The 17,786-nt window shown below is 31.1% G+C and carries 16 protein-coding genes; 3 read left to right on the top strand and 13 right to left on the bottom strand.

Annotated elements, in window-relative coordinates; translation table 11 throughout:
* Position 1: 1 nt before the first annotated feature.
* A complete protein-coding gene (locus tag ABXT58_RS02540; RefSeq protein WP_415304497.1) occupies positions 2 to 1,612 on the bottom strand; it encodes a SulP family inorganic anion transporter in 1,611 nt (536 codons plus the stop codon).
* Positions 1,613 to 1,780: 168 nt separating this feature from the next.
* On the bottom strand, positions 1,781 to 2,185 hold the full coding sequence (locus tag ABXT58_RS02535) for an HIT domain-containing protein (protein ID WP_415304496.1): 405 nt from the start codon (positions 2,183 to 2,185) through the stop codon (positions 1,781 to 1,783).
* A 59-nt stretch (positions 2,186 to 2,244) separates the two neighbouring features.
* Between ABXT58_RS02535 and ABXT58_RS02530 the strand changes: the two genes are divergently transcribed.
* Positions 2,245 to 2,445, top strand: coding sequence for a DUF2061 domain-containing protein (locus tag ABXT58_RS02530; RefSeq protein ID WP_415289854.1), 201 nt, complete (start codon positions 2,245 to 2,247; stop codon positions 2,443 to 2,445).
* Positions 2,446 to 2,461: 16 nt separating this feature from the next.
* Here the strand turns inward: ABXT58_RS02530 and ABXT58_RS02525 are convergent, their stop codons facing one another.
* Positions 2,462 to 3,766: a malonyl-CoA decarboxylase domain-containing protein gene (locus ABXT58_RS02525; RefSeq protein ID WP_415304495.1), complete on the bottom strand. Its 1,305-nt coding sequence runs from the start codon at positions 3,764 to 3,766 to the stop codon at positions 2,462 to 2,464.
* 130 nt (positions 3,767 to 3,896) lie between these two features.
* Positions 3,897 to 5,069: a pyridoxal-phosphate-dependent aminotransferase family protein gene (locus ABXT58_RS02520; protein WP_415304493.1), complete on the bottom strand. Its 1,173-nt coding sequence runs from the start codon at positions 5,067 to 5,069 to the stop codon at positions 3,897 to 3,899.
* A 41-nt stretch (positions 5,070 to 5,110) separates the two neighbouring features.
* On the opposite strand from ABXT58_RS02520, the gene ABXT58_RS02515 reads away from it, so the two are divergent.
* Both ABXT58_RS02515 and ABXT58_RS02510 read left to right on the top strand, forming a co-directional pair.
* Positions 5,111 to 6,268, top strand: a complete 1,158-nt coding sequence (locus tag ABXT58_RS02515; RefSeq protein WP_415304491.1) for a mandelate racemase/muconate lactonizing enzyme family protein — start codon at positions 5,111 to 5,113, stop codon at positions 6,266 to 6,268.
* Positions 6,269 to 6,285: 17 nt separating this feature from the next.
* Positions 6,286 to 9,189 carry an FAD-binding and (Fe-S)-binding domain-containing protein gene (locus ABXT58_RS02510; protein WP_415304489.1) on the top strand — a complete coding sequence of 968 codons (2,904 nt, stop codon included), beginning with the start codon at positions 6,286 to 6,288 and terminating at the stop codon, positions 9,187 to 9,189.
* On the opposite strand, the gene ABXT58_RS02505 is transcribed toward ABXT58_RS02510, so the two are convergent.
* The 9 genes from ABXT58_RS02505 to ABXT58_RS02465 all read right to left on the bottom strand — a co-directional run bounded on the left by ABXT58_RS02505 (position 9,186) and on the right by ABXT58_RS02465 (position 17,776).
* Positions 9,186 to 10,379, bottom strand: coding sequence for a CaiB/BaiF CoA transferase family protein (locus ABXT58_RS02505; RefSeq protein WP_415304488.1), 1,194 nt, complete (start codon positions 10,377 to 10,379; stop codon positions 9,186 to 9,188). The genes ABXT58_RS02510 and ABXT58_RS02505 overlap by 4 nt on opposite strands.
* Positions 10,380 to 10,382: 3 nt before the next feature.
* A complete protein-coding gene (locus ABXT58_RS02500; protein ID WP_415304486.1) occupies positions 10,383 to 11,165 on the bottom strand; it encodes an enoyl-CoA hydratase/isomerase family protein in 783 nt (260 codons plus the stop codon).
* The gene (locus ABXT58_RS02495; RefSeq protein WP_415304485.1) at positions 11,166 to 12,449 is read right to left on the bottom strand and encodes a TRAP transporter large permease; all 1,284 of its coding nucleotides are present in this window, start codon (positions 12,447 to 12,449) and stop codon (positions 11,166 to 11,168) included. It lies immediately after the preceding gene.
* Entirely contained in the window at positions 12,449 to 12,958 is a 510-nt protein-coding gene (locus tag ABXT58_RS02490) for a TRAP transporter small permease (protein ID WP_415304484.1), read from the bottom strand. The genes ABXT58_RS02495 and ABXT58_RS02490 overlap by 1 nt, the downstream gene beginning before the upstream one ends.
* A 44-nt stretch (positions 12,959 to 13,002) precedes the next feature.
* Positions 13,003 to 13,977 carry a TRAP transporter substrate-binding protein gene (locus tag ABXT58_RS02485; protein WP_415304483.1) on the bottom strand — a complete coding sequence of 325 codons (975 nt, stop codon included), beginning with the start codon at positions 13,975 to 13,977 and terminating at the stop codon, positions 13,003 to 13,005.
* A gap of 143 nt (positions 13,978 to 14,120) precedes the next feature.
* Complete coding sequence (locus ABXT58_RS02480) at positions 14,121 to 14,957, bottom strand: sulfite exporter TauE/SafE family protein (RefSeq protein WP_415304481.1); 837 nt, start codon at positions 14,955 to 14,957, stop codon at positions 14,121 to 14,123.
* Positions 14,957 to 15,961: a tRNA dihydrouridine(20/20a) synthase DusA gene (dusA, locus tag ABXT58_RS02475; RefSeq protein WP_415304479.1), complete on the bottom strand. Its 1,005-nt coding sequence runs from the start codon at positions 15,959 to 15,961 to the stop codon at positions 14,957 to 14,959. Before dusA ends, ABXT58_RS02480 begins: the two co-directional genes overlap by 1 nt.
* On the bottom strand, positions 15,951 to 17,282 hold the full coding sequence (locus tag ABXT58_RS02470; RefSeq protein ID WP_415304477.1) for a TRAP transporter large permease: 1,332 nt from the start codon (positions 17,280 to 17,282) through the stop codon (positions 15,951 to 15,953). The genes dusA and ABXT58_RS02470 overlap by 11 nt, the downstream gene beginning before the upstream one ends.
* On the bottom strand, positions 17,282 to 17,776 hold the full coding sequence (locus tag ABXT58_RS02465; RefSeq protein ID WP_415295665.1) for a TRAP transporter small permease subunit: 495 nt from the start codon (positions 17,774 to 17,776) through the stop codon (positions 17,282 to 17,284). Before ABXT58_RS02465 ends, ABXT58_RS02470 begins: the two co-directional genes overlap by 1 nt.
* Positions 17,777 to 17,786: the final 10 nt, after the last annotated feature.

The following is a 17,786-nucleotide window of genomic DNA, read 5'->3' as shown; positions in this document are numbered from 1 at the left end:
GTTAATTTCCAAAAATACCTAATTTAACATCATAATCAACTGCAATTCCGTAATCAGGATCGTCATCACTATCAACAACAAGCTGGCCTGCTCTGCTTAATAATCTATGACAATCACGAGTTAAATGTCTTAATTTAACTTTTTTTCCAAAACTATTATATTTGTCAGCAATGTCTTCAATTGCCTTTAAAGCTGATTGATCAATTACTTTTGATCCTGCAAAATCAATAATAACTACTTCGGGATCTTCTTCTGGTTTAAATAATTCTAAAAAACTATCCGTTGAACTAAAGAAAAGTGGTCCTTCTATTTCGTAAACCTTAGCACCCTTTTCTGTAGCAGATGGTCTCTCAACTGCTCTAATTCTAGATGCAGATTTCCAAGCAAATACTAATGCAGATACAATCACCCCAACAATTACAGCAACAGCTAAATCTTCTAAAACAGTTACAACAGTTACAAGAATAATAACTAACGCATCACTCTTTGGTACAAAAAATAATATCTTTAAAGAATTCCACGCAAACGTTCCAATCACCACCATAAACATTACACCAACAAGAGCTGCAATTGGGATCATCTCAATATAGCTTGATGTATATAAAATAAAAATTAATAAGAATAATGCTGCAGCTATTCCTGCAATTCTTGTTCTACCACCTGATTTTACATTAATCATAGATTGGCCAATCATCGCACATCCACCCATACCCCCAAAAAAACCAGTAACTGTATTTGCAAAACCTTGAGCTAAACATTCTTGACTAGCCCCACCTCTTTTATTGGTAATTTCACCAACTAAGTTAAGTGTTAATAAGCTTTCAATTAAGCCAATGGCAGACAATATAAATGCATAGGGGAAAATTATTTTTAAAGTTTCAAAATTTAAAGGAACATTTGGAATTGAAAATATAGGTAATCCTCCTTTAACACTTGCAAGATCTCCAACACTTGGAATATCAATTTTTAATGCTAAAACTAATATTGATGTTACAAAAATTGCAGCAAGTGTAGCTGGAACTGCTTTAGTAATTTTTGGTAGTAACCAAATAATCAACATAGTTAAAACTACAAACCCTATTGAATAATATAAAGTGTTTCCTGAAATCCACACTGATTGCCCCATTGCATTAAGGGTTTTAAACTGACTAAGTTGTGAAATACCAATAACGATTGCAAGGCCATTAACAAAACCAAGCATTACGGGTTGTGGTACCATTCTAATAAATTTTCCAAGCTTAAAGACACCTGCTAGTAATTGTAAAATTCCCATTAACACTACAGTTGCAAACAAATATTGAGCACCGTGATCCATAACAAGTGAAACCATGACAACCGCTAAAGCACCTGTTGCTCCTGAAATCATTCCAGGTCTTCCCCCGAATACAGCTGTAATCAAACCAACGATAAAAGCAGCATAAAGTCCTGATAAAGGTGCAACTCCTGCAACAAAAGCAAAGGCAATAGCTTCTGGAACTAACGCTAAAGCAACCGTTAAACCCGATAAAACTTCAATTCTAAACAGAGAAAAGGAAACACCTTCCTTTGGAATATAATTTTGTGAGTTAAAACCAATAGATTTTGCAAATGATGAGAGAGTGGTTTTAATCAATATATTATAATTTAATTATTTGTGAATCGAGGTGTTATCTATTTAGTAAAGCAAGCAGTTGATAAAGTCTACTTTCAATTAATACGTGTTAACAGATTTGGGACGAATCAGATACATAATGATTAAGAGGTAGTGGCGGGAGACTAAAACTACCTCTGTCCTTACCCCTTAATCCTTAAAATACTTTTTAATCTTATTGATAGTTTTTGCTAATAGAATTTTTGTATAAGGTTTCCCTTTAACCACCCAAACTGACAAAGGCCACGTACTGTCTTTAGTAGATCTTGCGATAATATGAATATGTAACTGAGGAACAATGTTACCGATCTTCTCAACATTAAGTTTTTTTGTTTTAAAAATTTTTTTCATTAATTTACTGCAATGAACAATTTCTTTCATTAATAAAATTTGATCTTTTGAGTTGAGTTCTGAAATATCGGTAATATTTTTTCGCTTAGGAATTAAAATGATCCATGGAAACTTAGCGTTATCAATTAAACGAATACTACATAGTTTTAAATCATCTATTAAATGAGAATTTTTTATAAAACTTTTACTTACTTTATTAGTCATAGTTAAATATTAATATAAATGTGTTCTATAAGCAAAAATTATTATAGGCTAATTATATTATGGCAGATAAACAAATACGTTCCGTTGCTAAAACATTTTCATGGAGACTTTTTATTTTTATCTACTGGGTAATATTTGGCTATATTTTTACTGGTAGTTTTAAAGGGGCTGGAATACTAGGGCTAGGTTCTATAATTCCTCTCTTTTTTTATTATTTTCATGAAAGAATCTGGAATAAAGTTAAATGGGGTCTTAATTAAAAAATAAAGAATATATTTATAAATATTTCTTTATTTTATCAGAGACGATTACTTTATTATTATTCATATATTCTTCATGATTTTTTTCTATATTTTTAAGTTCATAAAGATAATTAACCATCACACCATAAGATCTTTTAAAACCAGTTTCTGAAATATTTGCATTAACGACTATATCGTCAACAATTGCTCCATTGCCTAAATGAAATCTACTAACATCATTAACTGGTAGTCCTTTTTCATTTTTTTCATTAACAATATAATGGGCTACTAATTTTATTATAGCTTCCTTATTTTTTATAATTCTACTGTCACCTAATTTTAAGTCTTGAGATTTTAAAAAGATAGCATCTTGATCTTTTAGATCGCCTAAAATATTTTTAATCTTATTTTCCTCTAAATAAGTAAACCAATCAGCAAACCCTGGTATAGGTGATAAGGTACCAAAGTTTTTAATGTGAGGTAGTTCTTCTTGTATTTCATAAACCACTCTCTTTATTAAAAAATTACCCAAAGTTACTCTTGATAGACCTTCTTGACAGTTACTAATTGAATAAAAAGTAGCTGTATCATAAGATTTTTCCTCATTATCTGTCGGCTTCATTAATTCTTGAATAGATTTGCCGAGACCTTTTGTAAGGGCTACTTGAACAAAAATAATAGGCTCATCTTCAAGGGCTGGATGAAAGTAAGAGAAAAACCTTCTATCTTCACTTAACCTTCTTTTAAGTTCATTCATATCTTTTATTTGATGAACTCTTTCGTATTTAATTATTTTTTCTAAAACTGCAGCTTTTGTATCCCATGTGATTTTAGCAAGTTTAAGAAATCCTGGATTAAACCAAGCTCTAAATAAATGTCTAAGATCATTATCTAATTCTGAAAGTTCTTTATTGTCTTTTAATATTCTTATTAAATCTTCTCTTAACGCAACTATAATCGCAGTTCCATTGGGTGCCATATTCATTCTTCTAAAAAGCTCTCTTCTCTTACCTTCAGAAACTTTAAATAAATCAGACAAAGTTTTTTCATTTTGAGATTTTGTATAATTTTCAATTGCTTCATTAACTTTTGTAAAGCTGGGCTTATATTTGTCATTAATTTTTTTAAAAAATGATAATTTATTTTCTGGAGATAGTGATTGATATAGTTCAGTAATATCTCTAGCTACAGTAATACCGAATGCTGCACCTTTGTGTGAAATTAAATCATCACATAATGATATGATAGATTCTAAATCATTTTTTTTAATATTTTTTATACTAAAAAGTTTTTGACCTGCATCAGCAATCGATGAAATTATCTCTTTAAAATTAAACATAATTAATTATATAATATCTAAATATTCAACTAAAGATCTAATAGAAACATTTAGTGAAAAAGTTCCATAAATTGTACTTTTTTAAAAATTTATACTGTTAAAATTTAAAAAAATAATTTTTACTTAATTTTTAAGAAAGATATTCAAGAGCTGTGAGAATACCACCTTTTTTATAAGGTATTTTAGATTTCATTAAACCCATCTCAACTCCTGCTAACGTTCCAGCAAGCATTAGTTCATTAAAATCACCTAAATGACCAATTCTAAATATTTTTCCAGCAACTTTTGCTAATCCTGCTCCTAAAGACATATTGTAATCATCCAATATAATTTTTCTTAGTGCGTCTGCGTCATGACCTTCCGGAACAAGAACTGCAGTTAATGTGCTAGAATATTCTTCTGGGTTTTTACAAAGCACTTCTAACCCCCAAGCATTCACAGCTATCCTGGTTGCTTCAGCAAATCTTTTATGTCTATTAAATACATTTTCTAAACCCTCTTCCATAAGCATATTAATTGCTTCATCTAATCCATATAACAAGTTTGTAGCTGGCGTGTATGGAAAATGACCTTTTTTATTACTCTCTATCATTGGCTCCCAATCCCAATAAGATTTAGGTAAGTCTGAGTTTTTATAAGCCTCTAAAGCTTTTGAACTTATGGCATTAAAAGAAAGCCCTGGAGGTAATAATAAACCTTTTTGAGATCCACCAACTGTAACATCTACTTTCCATTCTTCATGCTTGTAATCTATTGATCCTAAAGAAGATATTGTATCTACAAATAATAAGGCTGGATGATTTGCACTATCCATTGCTTTTCTTATTTCACCGATTCTGCTAGTTACACCTGTAGAAGTTTCATTGTGTACAGCACAAACTGCTTTAATTTTTTTTTCTTTATCTTCTTTTAATTTCTGTTCAACAATATTTGGATCTACACCTGTTCTCCAGTCACCTTTAATAAAATCTATTTCTAATCCAAATTTTTCTGCAATATCATACCAAAGAGTAGAGAAATGACCTGTTTCAAACATTAAAATTTTATCCCCAACACTTAAAGTGTTAACCATTGCAGCTTCCCAGGCACCTGTACCTGAGGCAGGAAAAATTATTACAGGTTCAGAAGTTTTAAAAATTAATTTAATTCTATCTAATACTCTTAAACCTAATTCTGCAAAATCAGGTCCTCGATGATCAATGGTAGGATAATCCATTGCTCTCAGAACTCTATCTGGCACGTTTGTTGGTCCAGGTATCTGTAAAAAATGTTTACCTGGTCTAATAATATTTGAAATTGCCATAATGCTGTATAAGCTAAAGTTATTAGATAATCAAATTTTTAATGATGACAAATATTAGTAATTTAATAGATAGCTTAGAAGTTTACATATTAAACAACCCTGATGAGACAAAGCCACACTGGGTAAGTCATTTTATTGTTCCAACTGCAAATGAATTATTAATCAAAATTAAAAATAAAAATGGTAACTCAGGATTTGGAATGGCAACAAGCTACACTGATATATCACCAATTATCAAACCATTTTCAAATGGCCTTGAAGATTTCATAATTGGAGAAGATCCATTTTGTCCTGAAAAAATTTATGAAAAAATATTTAAATTAACTGATACTAGAATCAGTAGTGAAAAAGGCTGGAGTAAAGAATCTTTAATTAGAATTTCAGCAGCTCTAGATATTGCTTGCTGGGACTTAGTTGGCAAATCATTAAATATTCCCCTATATAAATTATTTGGAGGTTATAGGAATAAAGTTCCAGTGTATGTAACTTGTGGATATTACCGAGAAGGTAAAAGCGAGTCAGAGTTAAGGGAAGAATTAAAAAAATTAATAGAAATAGGTCATCAAAGTTTTAAAGTTAAGGTAGGTGGATTAAGTATTAAAGATGACGCAAAAAGATTAGAAATAATTAGAGATGAAATTGGTCAAGAAAAAGAATTAATGATCGATGTCAACCGAGCTTGGGATCTCAAAACTGCAATTGAGGGAGTTAGAGAGTTTGAAAGATTTAAACCAACCTGGATTGAAGAACCACTAAGATGGGAAGATGATCGAAGAACACTAAAACTCTTATCAAAAAAAACAAGTATACCTCTTTCGGGTGGTGAGAGCGAGATAACAACTTATGGATGTAGATCTATGATTGAAGAAGATGCAATACAAATATTACAATTTGATTGTACTATGTTTGGTGGATTTACAAACGGGAAGAAACTTTCTGCTTTGTGTGAATTAAATCATATCGATATAGCTCCTCACCACGATTGCTTCATACACGCACCATTAGTTGCATCTACTCCAGCAGGAAGAATTGTTGAGTCATTTGATGATGAAAGAGATCCTTTACAAGCTCAATTATTTGAAAACTCTCATAAGATGAATAATGGATGGATATATTTAAATGAAAAGCCTGGTTTAGGACTAGAAATTTCTGAAACTGCGTTAAAAAAGTTTGGTAAATTAGTTTACAAAAATAAATAAACCTTTATCAAAGTTTAATGAGTTTAAGCGCAGGTCAAATACAAAAAATTAGCAAAGAAATTAGCAGTAAGGTTGAGGGAAAAACTTTATTCGATGACTTTTCTAGGGGAAGATATAGTACTGACGCATCTGTTTATCAGATAAAGCCTATAGGTGTAGTTTTACCAAAAGACACTAATGATGTGCTAAATCTGATGGAATATTCTCAAAAAAATTCAATTCCATTATTAGCTAGAGGTGGTGGAAGTTCTCAATGTGGACAGACAGTTGGTGAAAGCATTGTTTTAGATTATTCAAGACACCAGAATAAAATTTTAGAAGTAAATTTAGAGGAAAAATATGTTTGGGTAGAACCAGGTGTTGTATTAGATCACTTAAATGCACAACTAAAACCTCATGGATTGTGGTTTCCAGTTGATGTATCTACTAGTAGTAGAGCTACGATTGGTGGAATGTCTGCAAACAATTCTTGTGGCTCAAGATCTTTATATTATGGGAATATGGTACATAATGTTTTGGCAATAGAAGCAATTTTAGATGATGGCTCTATAACTACATTTGATCACATTAATAAAAATTTGTTATCTACAAAAAATGATCAAGACAAATTATATAAAATAATAAACAAGTTTTTTGATGTAAGAAAAAACGTAAGTGCTGAATTAAATGAACATTGGCCTACAACACAAAGAAGAGTTGGTGGATATAACATAGATTTAATTGATCCAAATGGATTTAATTCCTCACATTTACTAGTTGGATCAGAAGGAACGTTATCTTTATTTAACAAAATTAAATTAAAGCTATCTGAATTACCAAAAAATAAGATACTAGGTGTTTGTTATTTTGATAATTTTCATCAGGCTATGGAAATATCTCAAGAAATCGTGAAATTAAAACCAACATGTGTTGAGTTAATGGATCGAAATCTATTAAATTTAGCAAAAGATATTCCTATGTACGCAGAGGGAATAAAAAAATATATCAAGGGGAACCCTGCTGCTGTATTGATGGTAGAATTTATAGATACAGATCAAAAAGTTTATGAAAAAAAAATAAATGATCTGGAGTACATTGTTTTAAACCAAAATAATAAAAATCAGTTTAAATATTATTCTGATCTTAATGAGCAAAAAGAAGTTTTTGATATAAGAAAAGCTGGACTAAATATTCTAATGTCTATGAAAGGTGATAGAAAACCAGTTGCCTTTATTGAGGATTGTGCTGTCTCGCTTGAACATTTGGCAGATTACACAGCAAGTTTGAATGAAATATTTAAAAAATATGGAACAAGTGGAATGTTCTACGCTCATGCATCTGTTGGAACCTTACACGTAAGACCTGTTTTAAATATGAAATCAGATAATGATATAAAAAATATGAAATCTATATCTGAGGAGGCATTTGCAATAGTAAAAAATTATAAAGGATCACACTCTGGTGAACATGGAGATGGTATTGTGAGATCTGAATTTCACAAAATGATGTTTGGAGAAAAAATTACAAAAGCTTTTGAGGAAATAAAAGATACATTTGACAAAAAAAATCTTTTAAATCCTGGTAAAATTGTAAGACCACTCACTTCAAACGATAGGTCTCTAATGAGATATAAGTCTGGTTATCAGGCTGAAAAAATTAATACACACTATGATTGGTCTGATTGGGGACAATTGTCAGATGCTGTGGAAATGTGTAATAATAATGGTGCATGTAGAAACCTTGACTCAGGTGTAATGTGCCCTTCATATCGAGTAACTAAAGAGGAAAAAGACTTAGTTAGAGGTAGAGCAAACACACTTAGATTAGCATTATCAAATCAATTACCTGAGGGATCGTTTGTCTCTAAAGACATGTTTGAAACAATGGAGCTGTGCGTTAGCTGTAAAGCTTGTCAAAGAGAATGTCCAATGTCCGTAGATATGGCCAAGATGAAAAGCGAATTTCTTTCTCATTACTACAATAAATTTAGCATGAGAATTAAAGATAAAGTTATATCGGAGATGCCAAAGATGATTTGGGTTTTAAAGATCATTGCTCCAATATTCAATAAAGTCAAAAACGTACCTATAATTTCAACAATTATTGAACAATTTGGATTTACAACCAAAAGGGAAATGCCAGAGGTACAAAGTCAGGATATTTTAAAAAAAATATACACAGAGCAATTAAAATCTGAAAAAAAATTAATATTATTTGCAGATACTTTTAATATAAATTTTGAAAATCAAAATTTAATATATGCTATAAAAGTATTAAACAAACTAGGTTTTCAAACAATCATACCAAGTTATGATAAAGATAATTTAGATAGGCCTTTATGTTGTGGAAGAACCTATATTTCTTACGGACAATTAGATAAAGCAGCAAATGAATTAAATCGATTTAATGATTATATCATAAAGAATAATTATTTTAATTTACCAGTTGTTGGAATTGAACCTTCTTGCTTACTTACTTTCAGTGATGAGTATCAAAAATTAAAAGATGTAAAAAATAGAGAAAAAATAAAAAATAAATTTTATTTATTGGAAGAATTTATATTAGAATATATTGAAAACGATAATAATATTAAGATTAATAAATTTGACCAAAATGTATTAATACACGGTCATTGTCATCAAAAGTCTCAAGATAGAATGAAAGGTCTTAAAAATCTTTTATCTAAATTAAAGATTAACAACAAAATGATAGAATCCAGTTGTTGTGGTATGGCTGGATCATTTGGTTATGACAGTAAGCACTATGAAATATCAAAAAAAATGGCAAATTTATCCTTGATACCTGCAGTAAACAATAGTGATGAAAAAGATTTTATTATTGCAAATGGTACTAGCTGTAGACATCAAATTTCAGATTTATCTGATAAAAAAGGTAAACATGTTTCTGAATTACTATTTAAAATTTTTGAAACTGTAAATTAAAGTATTACTTTTCTATTATAAAAATCTTCTATCTCTTCGTGCTTGTATCCAAAACTCAGCATAATTTCTCTTGTGTGTTCACCTAAATTAGGTGCACCTTTTGATTTTTCTGTTTTACTTTTTGAAAACTTGATTGGCATACCAACAGCCTTGCTTTTGCCAGCTTTTTTATTATCAACTTCAATTATCATTTCCCTATGAATTGTTTGTGGATCTTCAAACATTTCAGTAATCGAATTTATAGGTCCACATGGTAAACCATTATTATCAAATATCTTTAACCATTCATCGGCAGTTTTTTTAATAAGTTCACTATTAAGTATATCTACAAGTTGATTAATATTTTTTTTTCTATTCAGGTTTGATGAAAATTTTTCATTTTCTTGAAGATCTTGACGATTAATAGCCTTTAGTAGCATTAACCATGTGTTTTGATTAGAAGCTCCCACTGTAATCCATTTATCTTTGGTTTTAAAAGCTTGATAAGGCGCAGTTAATGGATGTGCAGATCCAAGTGGTCCAGGAGATTGTCCAGTAGCACCAGCTATAGCTGATTGCCAATAAGTATGAACTATGCCAGCTTCAAATAAAGATGTATCAACTTTCTGACCTTCTCCAGTTTTTTCTCTATGAATCAATGCAGCTAAAATTCCACTTGAAGCTAGCAAACCAGCAGTAATATCTGTGATGGGTGCTCCAACTTTCATTGGGGGCTTATCATTGCCCTCTCCAGTTATACTCATTAAACCACTCATTCCTTGAGCAACTAAATCAAACCCACCTTTATCAGCATAAGGACCAGTTCTGCCATATCCAGATATTTCACAAAGAATTATTTTAGGATTAATCTCAGACATCACATCATAACCAATACCTAATTTTTCTAACGTACCTTTTCTAAAATTTTCTAGAACTACATCAGAATTTTTAACCATTTCTTTAAAAATCTTTATTCCATCTTTATCTTTTAAATTTAAAGCTATTCCCTTCTTATTTCTATTCATCATCATAAATGCTGCAGCTTCTCCATTAATATCAGGGGGAAGAAAATTTCTAGTATCATCTCCAGCAGGTGTTTTTTCTATCTTTATAACTTCAGCTCCAAGATCCGCTAATAATAATCCACAAGTTGGGCCAGCCATAATTTGAGCCATTTCCAAAACACGAATGCCCTTCAATGAAGTTGTCATTTATTATTTATTTCTGAATTTAGGTTTTGTTTTATTCAAAAAGGATTTGTACCCAATTTTAAAATCCTCAGTATCGTAACATTTATAACCAAGATTGTTTATCTTTTCAGTCACTTTACCATTCTTTAAAATATTTCTAGCAAATTGTTTGTGCCATCTTGTAACTTTTGGTGCACCCTCGCATATTAATTCTGCAGATTTATAAGCTTCTTTTTCAACATTCTTGTCATCAACCACTCTGTTAACAAGTTTTTTTTCAAATGCTTCTTCTGCACTAAATACCCTGCCCTCAAATAAAATTTCCATAGCAGTCGAGTAATTAGTTACCCTTAAAAGAACTTCTAATTCTTTTGCAGCCATTGTTAAACCTAATCTTTTAATTGGAATTCCAAATCTTGAACTTTTACCACAAATTCTAATATCACAACATCCTGCTATTTCTAATCCACCACCAACACATATTCCTTCTATTAGTGCTACAGTCGGTATTGGACAATTAAATATTTCACCTAAAGTTCCATGCAAAAATTTGCCATAGGATTTTGCTAATTTTGATGATGATCTTTCTTTTTTAAATTCCCCTATATCATTACCTGGGGAAAAAGATTTTTTACCTTTGCCTCTTATAATTATACATCTTAAGTTTTTATTTTTAGATAATTCTTTGAATATTTTTCCAAGCTCTATCCACATGGGCTTGGTCATTGCATTTAACTTTTCTGGTCTGTTTAAAATTACTTCAGTTAAATGACTATTTATCTTATTAAGCTCAATTAATTTATCCATTTAACTCCTATAAAAGTATTCAACTAGTGTCATTGGTATGGCAGGTACATAGGTCACTAAAAGCAACAATATTACTAAAACACTTATAAAAATAAGGTTTTCTCGAGTTACATCCCATATATCTTCTTTTGCTACAGAGCATGCAGTTGCTAAAACACTTGCAACTGGAGGTGTTTGTTGTCCAATTGCTAAATTTAAAGTGACTATTATACCAAAATGAACTGGATCTATACCCACAGCATAAACTAAAGGCATAACAATAGGGACGGTAAGGATTATTGCTGCTACAGAATGCAAAAAGAAACCAATAACTAGAAGAAAAACATTTAATATTGCTAAAACAGCATACTTATTATTTGTAAAGTCCATAATTGATGCAGCAATTTTTTGCGGAAGTTGTTCGACTGTTAAAAATTCACCTAGTAATACTGAAGCCGCTACCAACAACATTACTGATGATGTTTGAATCGCTCCTTCAGTTGCGGCTTCATAAAGTCTTTTAAAATCTACCTCTCCATAAACTAACCCAATAACTAGTGATGCTACAACCGCCAAGCCTGCACCCTCTGTTGCCGTTACAACACCACCGAAAATACCACCCAAAATAATTACAGGTAGTAAAAATGCTAATGCTGCTTCTCTTGCAGTTTTTCTAACATTTGCAAGATTAAATGTTTCTTCAACTGGAAAATTTCTGCGTCTTGCTGTGATATATGCGGCTAACATTAAAAAAAAACCACCAATTACACCAGGTACAATTCCAGCAACAAATAATTGTACCACTGAACTTTGTGACATCACCGCATAAACAATCATTGGTATAGATGGTGGAATAATAATTGCTAAAGATGCTGAAGACGATGTGACTGCAGCAGCAAATGCTCCTGGATATCCTTTTTTCTTCATTGCTGGAATTAAAATTGAACCTAATGCAGCAACATCTGCAACTGCAGACCCAGAAATTTCTGCAAAAAACATTGAAGTTGCTATGTTGATCATGCTTAAACCACCCTTAATAAACCCAACCAGAGCAGAAGCAAACGCTATCAATCTTCTAGAAATACCAGCACTATTCATTATTGAACCAGCTAGAATAAATAAAGGTATTGCTATCAATGGAAATTTCATTGACCCATCAAACATTACAATAGCAGTATCGATTAAAAAACTTGTTCCAGACTTTAATACCATTGCAATTATTGTTGTTACAGCTAGACCAATAGCAATAGGAACATTTATAGATAAAATAAATAGTAATACTAAAAACATTGTTAAAATTAACATCAAATATCTCCTGTTTGTTCAATGTTAGTTGTTTGAAGAACTAAATTTTTATAATCCTCTGGAATTCTTAAAGTTTCAGATAAAATAAATAGACATGATGCAACTGGTATCACTGATTGTACAAAAATTTGAGGAACCCACTCTAAAGTCACTAATGTTTCTCCTCCAATAAGTGTTAAAACTTTGAACCCATAATAAGCTAACAATATCAAAAAAGCATAGATAACAAATTTAGATAGTACGAAAAATATTTTTCTTAAAGCTAATGGAAATGCTTTAAAAATACTTGGTACGCTTATATGTGCTCCTTTTAATGATGCATATGCTGAGCCATAATACGTTATCCACGCAAGTTGAACCGCTGCAACTTCATCATACCAAACTAAAGCGCTACCAGCAAAACGGAACGAAACACCAAGCAATACTGTTACTGCAAGAGCTACCATCATTATGAACAGTATAAATTTTAAAAAATTTTCGTATGAATTTATAAATTTTTTTAATGTCATATATTTTTCTAGGCCCTCAGAAAGAGGGCCTAATACAAATTAGATTAATTTGCTAAAGATGATACTTTTTCAATTAACGCACCACCAGTTGATACTTCTGATGCAAATTGATCATATATTCCTTTACTTGCTGCAATAAAAGCCCCTTTATCAGCAGTGTTTACTTTAACTCCAGCTGACTCAATTACACCTAGTAAAGATTTTTCAAGTCTAGCAGCTTCTTCGTATACAAACTTTTGCGTGTCTTGCGCAGCTTGTTCTAGGATAGCTCTTACATCCGCAGGAAGTTTGCTCCAATGATCTTTATGTACTGCTACATAAGCAGGAGTATAAACGTGACCTGTAATAGATAGATATTTTTGCACTTCTTGAAACTTAGCACTAGCTATTTGAGCATATGGGTTTTCTTGACCATCCATTGTTCCAGTTTTCAAAGCTGTAAAAACTTCTGAAAATGACATTGGAGTAGGGTTTGCGCCATATGATTGGAACATTTTGACTCTCCATTTTGACTTAGGAGTTCTTAATTTAATTCCTTTTAAGTCATCTGGTTTATCTATTGCTCTTACATTGTTTGTAATATGTCTAAAGCCATTTTCCCATACTGCTATAACTTGATAACCAGTTTTGGCTTCAAGATTTTTAAACATTCCTGGTAATACTTGGCTTTCAACTTTATTCATGTGCTTTCTATCTTTAATAATAAATGGCATATCAAAAACACCAAACTCATCATGAATTGAAGCCATAACAGATGATGGCAACCACATATTTACAGTACCTAATTTTAGTTTTTGCATACCCTGTTTATCTTTACCAAGTTGCGACGAACCAAATACACTTACTTTACCTTTGTTACCTAATCTCTCATTTGCAAGTTTAGCAAAATGATCAACTGATGCAGAAAATAATGAACCAGGTTTACCCACGTGTCCAAATTTTATTTCAGTTGAATTAACTGCCAAACTTAAAAAAAATGATGAAAATAAAACAACAATTATTTTATTAATTTTACTCATATTATCTCCCTCTAAGTTAATTATTCTTAGGAAAACCTATCTAAAATATGAAAAGATATCTAGTAATTAAAATGGCTAATTTGACACCAGATATCTTGTTTTTATAAATATAAAGGAGTTATTGCTAAATTAATTAGGAAAATTTAATTTATAGATAGATACTCAATAAAAGATCTTATTGAAACTATAATTAAAAAAGTACCAAAAATTTTACTCAATAATTTTTTATCTATTTTATATACTGTTTTAGCACCAAGTCTTGCCATAACCATTGTTACTGGCACAAATACGATAAAACCTAATAAATTAATGTATCCAAAGCTAAAAGGAGTATTGATATTATCTATTATTTTTCCACTAATAATCATTGTTATAGTTCCGCTAATAGCTATTAAAATACCTGTTGCCGCTGCTGTACCAATTGATTTTCTTATATTATAACCAATTGTTCTCATAAAAGGCACCATTAAAGATCCACCTCCAATACCAAGAGGTACAGAAAAAAAACCAATGATAACTCCTGAAATATTTTTTACTAGTTCAGGTATTTTTTTTGGATTTTCTACCAATGCCTCTCTTAAAAAAATAAAAAATAACCCGATCATAAAAGCAAAAATTGAAAAAAATAAAACTAAAGTGGGAGTATTTAAATTTACCACTAAGAAGGTTCCTAAAATTACCCCAGCAAGAATAAAAATACCAAACGATTTTACCATTTTAAAATCAACTGCATCATGCTCCATGTGAGTTTTGGTAGAAATTATTGATGTTGGAACTATTATTGCTAAAGAAGTTCCAACAGAAAGATGCATTCTTGTAACAATATCAAAATCAAGAATAGTAAATGCATAATATAAAGCTGGCACCATTATAATTCCACCTCCAACCCCAAGTAATCCTGCCATAAAACCAGCAACAGCTGCTGATATAGCAAGGACTGCTAATAAATTAATCATATCTCCATAATTTAGATTTTCCATTATGAGTTAGCTTGATTGGCTTTCTCGTTATTTTGAACAATTGTCATTATATGTTTAGATTTTTGAAAATCTGAATCTCTTGCCATCATATTATCACTTAAATATCTTTTCCAATCTTTTGAGCCAATTTGGCCATGGTACAAACCAACTGTATGTCTCATAATATGATTTACTTTTGTCCCACTTTTAACTTCTTTTTCAAGATATTCTAGGAGCTTTTCTGCAATCCCTTCTCTGGTCGGCTGTTCTTTTGAGTTAAAAATTTCTTTTTCAATTTCAACTAATGAATAAGGGTTTTGATAAATGGATCTACCAATCATGACACCATCACATAAGGTTAAATGATTTTTAATCTCATCAATTTTTGAAATTCCTCCATTGATAATGATTTCCAAGTCTGGGTTTTCTTCTTTTACTTTATAGACCATTTTATAATTTAGTTTTGGAATATTTAAATTTTGCTTAGGTGACATTCCTGTTAAAATAGCTTTTCGAGCATGTAATATAAAAGTGTTACAGCCGACACCCTTCATCTTTAGTATAAAATTATTTAAATAATCAAATTCTTCAGTATCATCAAATCCAATTCTAGTTTTTGCAGTAACTGGGATTTTGCAAGCATTAACCATTGAATTGATACATTCTGCAACAAGATCTGGTTCTCTCATCAAACAAGCACCAAACATATTCTTTTGAACTTTTTTACTGGGGCAACCTAGATTGATATTAATTTCATCATAGCCCATATCCTCTGCAATTTTTGCAACTTCGGCTAATTCTACTTTATCAGATCCACCTACTTGTAAAGCCAAAGGTTTTTCTTCTGGACTATAGGATAAAATTTTTTTTCGATCTCCATGTATTGCAGACTTTGTTGCAACCATTTCTGAATACAGCATAACATTCTTACTCATCAATCTTAAAAAGTAACGATCATGACGATCGGTACAATCCATCATGGGTGCTACAGAAATTTTTCTATTAATGTCTTTTTTAATATCCAAGGGGTTTACCCATTAGTTTATCAGGTAACCACGATACGATCTCAGGAAAGATACATAGTATAAGTATAGATAAAACCATCATCATCATAAATGGAAACGATCCTCTTAAGATTGTGGATAAACTCACGTCTGGCGTTATTCCCTTAATTATATAAAGATTTAATCCAACTGGTGGTGTGATTAAGCCTATTTCCATATTTATTGTAAATACAATCGCAAACCAATAAGGATCAAAACCTAATGTAGTTATAACAGGTAACAATATCGCTGAAGTCATCACAATAACTGCCACTGGAGGTAAAAAGAAACCAGCAACAAGTAAAAATACATTAACCATTAAAAAAATCATCCACTTGTTACTGCTTAATTCGATCATGCTTTGAGCAAGCGATTGAGTTACATAAAGTTGTGATAATGTGAATGCAAAAAGATAAGAGGCCGCAATAATAAACATTATCATTACACTTTCTTTCATTGAAATTTTAACAATATTCCATATTTTTTTTGGCTGATAAATTTTGTAAACAACTGCAATCATTACAAAAACTAAAAATGCTCCAACACCAGATGCTTCAGATGGTGTCGCAACTCCTCCATAGAGAACATATAAAACCCCAACAATGATTGCTAAAAACGGAAAAATTCTAGGAAGAACTTCAAATTTTTCTTTTAAAGTTGGTGGCTTTCTATTTCTTAATAATTTTGATGCATTTTTATCAATGAAGTAACTGTGTATTAATGCCCACACAGCAAAAAGACTTGCCAACATAAACCCAGGAATAATGCCAGATAAAAATAGTCTTCCAATAGAAGTTCCTGTTGCCATACCATAAACAATTAAAACTATACTAGGTGGAATTAAAACTCCTAAAGTTCCTCCAGCAGCAATTGTTCCTGTGGCAATTTCATCTGAGTATCCTCTTTTTCTCATTTCAGGAATTCCCATGGTACCAATAGCAGCACATGTCGCTGGACTTGATCCGCTTAAAGCTGCAAAAATCGAGCATGCACCAATATTAGATATAACTAAACCACCTGGAACTCTCCATAACCATCTATCAAGACCAGTATACAAATCTTTGCCTGCAGGTGAATGGGCAACTGCCATCCCCATAAGAATGAACATCGGGATTGATAGCAAAACAAATGAATTTAATCCTGCATAAAAAGTTTCAGCAAATACATCTAACATTTGCAGTCCTTCGAAAGCAACCAAGAGAGTAATTGAAACAAAACTTAATCCAAAAGCAATTGGAATACCTGAGAATAAAACTATTAGTGTAAAAACAGCAACAATTATTGCAATCGTTAGCGGATCCATTATTTAAAATCCTTTTCATCAAATAGTTTTATTATTTCAGCAATATATTGAAGTATCATTAAAATAGAACCTATTAACATTGATGAATAAGGCACCCATAAAGGAGGATCCCATATTGTGCCTGTAGTGTAATTTTTAATGAAAGCTTCCTCTACCATTAAGAAACCAAAATAAAACAATGTTAGAAAAAACCCTAAGCTTAAAAATGAAGTAAAGATCTTGAGTTTAATAATATTTTTTTTAGACATAAAGTCGTAGATCCACTCCATACTTACATGAGCTTTTTCACTTAAAACATAAGCACTACCAATAAAAGTAGATGCAACAAGCAACATTGTAACCAATTCTGTTTGCCAAGTAATTGCATGTTGAAAAAAATATCTTTCAAAAACTAGTTCGACAATTACCAAGATAGACAAGATTAAAGCGCCTACGGCAAAAGCTCCACAAGCTTGAGCTGTGTAATTACAAAATTTTAAATAATTTTTTATCATAAAAAAAGCC

Source organism: Candidatus Pelagibacter sp. Uisw_090 (assembly GCF_047717845.1).
GTDB lineage: Bacteria > Pseudomonadota > Alphaproteobacteria > Pelagibacterales > Pelagibacteraceae > Pelagibacter.
This window is presented reverse-complemented; position numbering and strand designations above follow the sequence as displayed.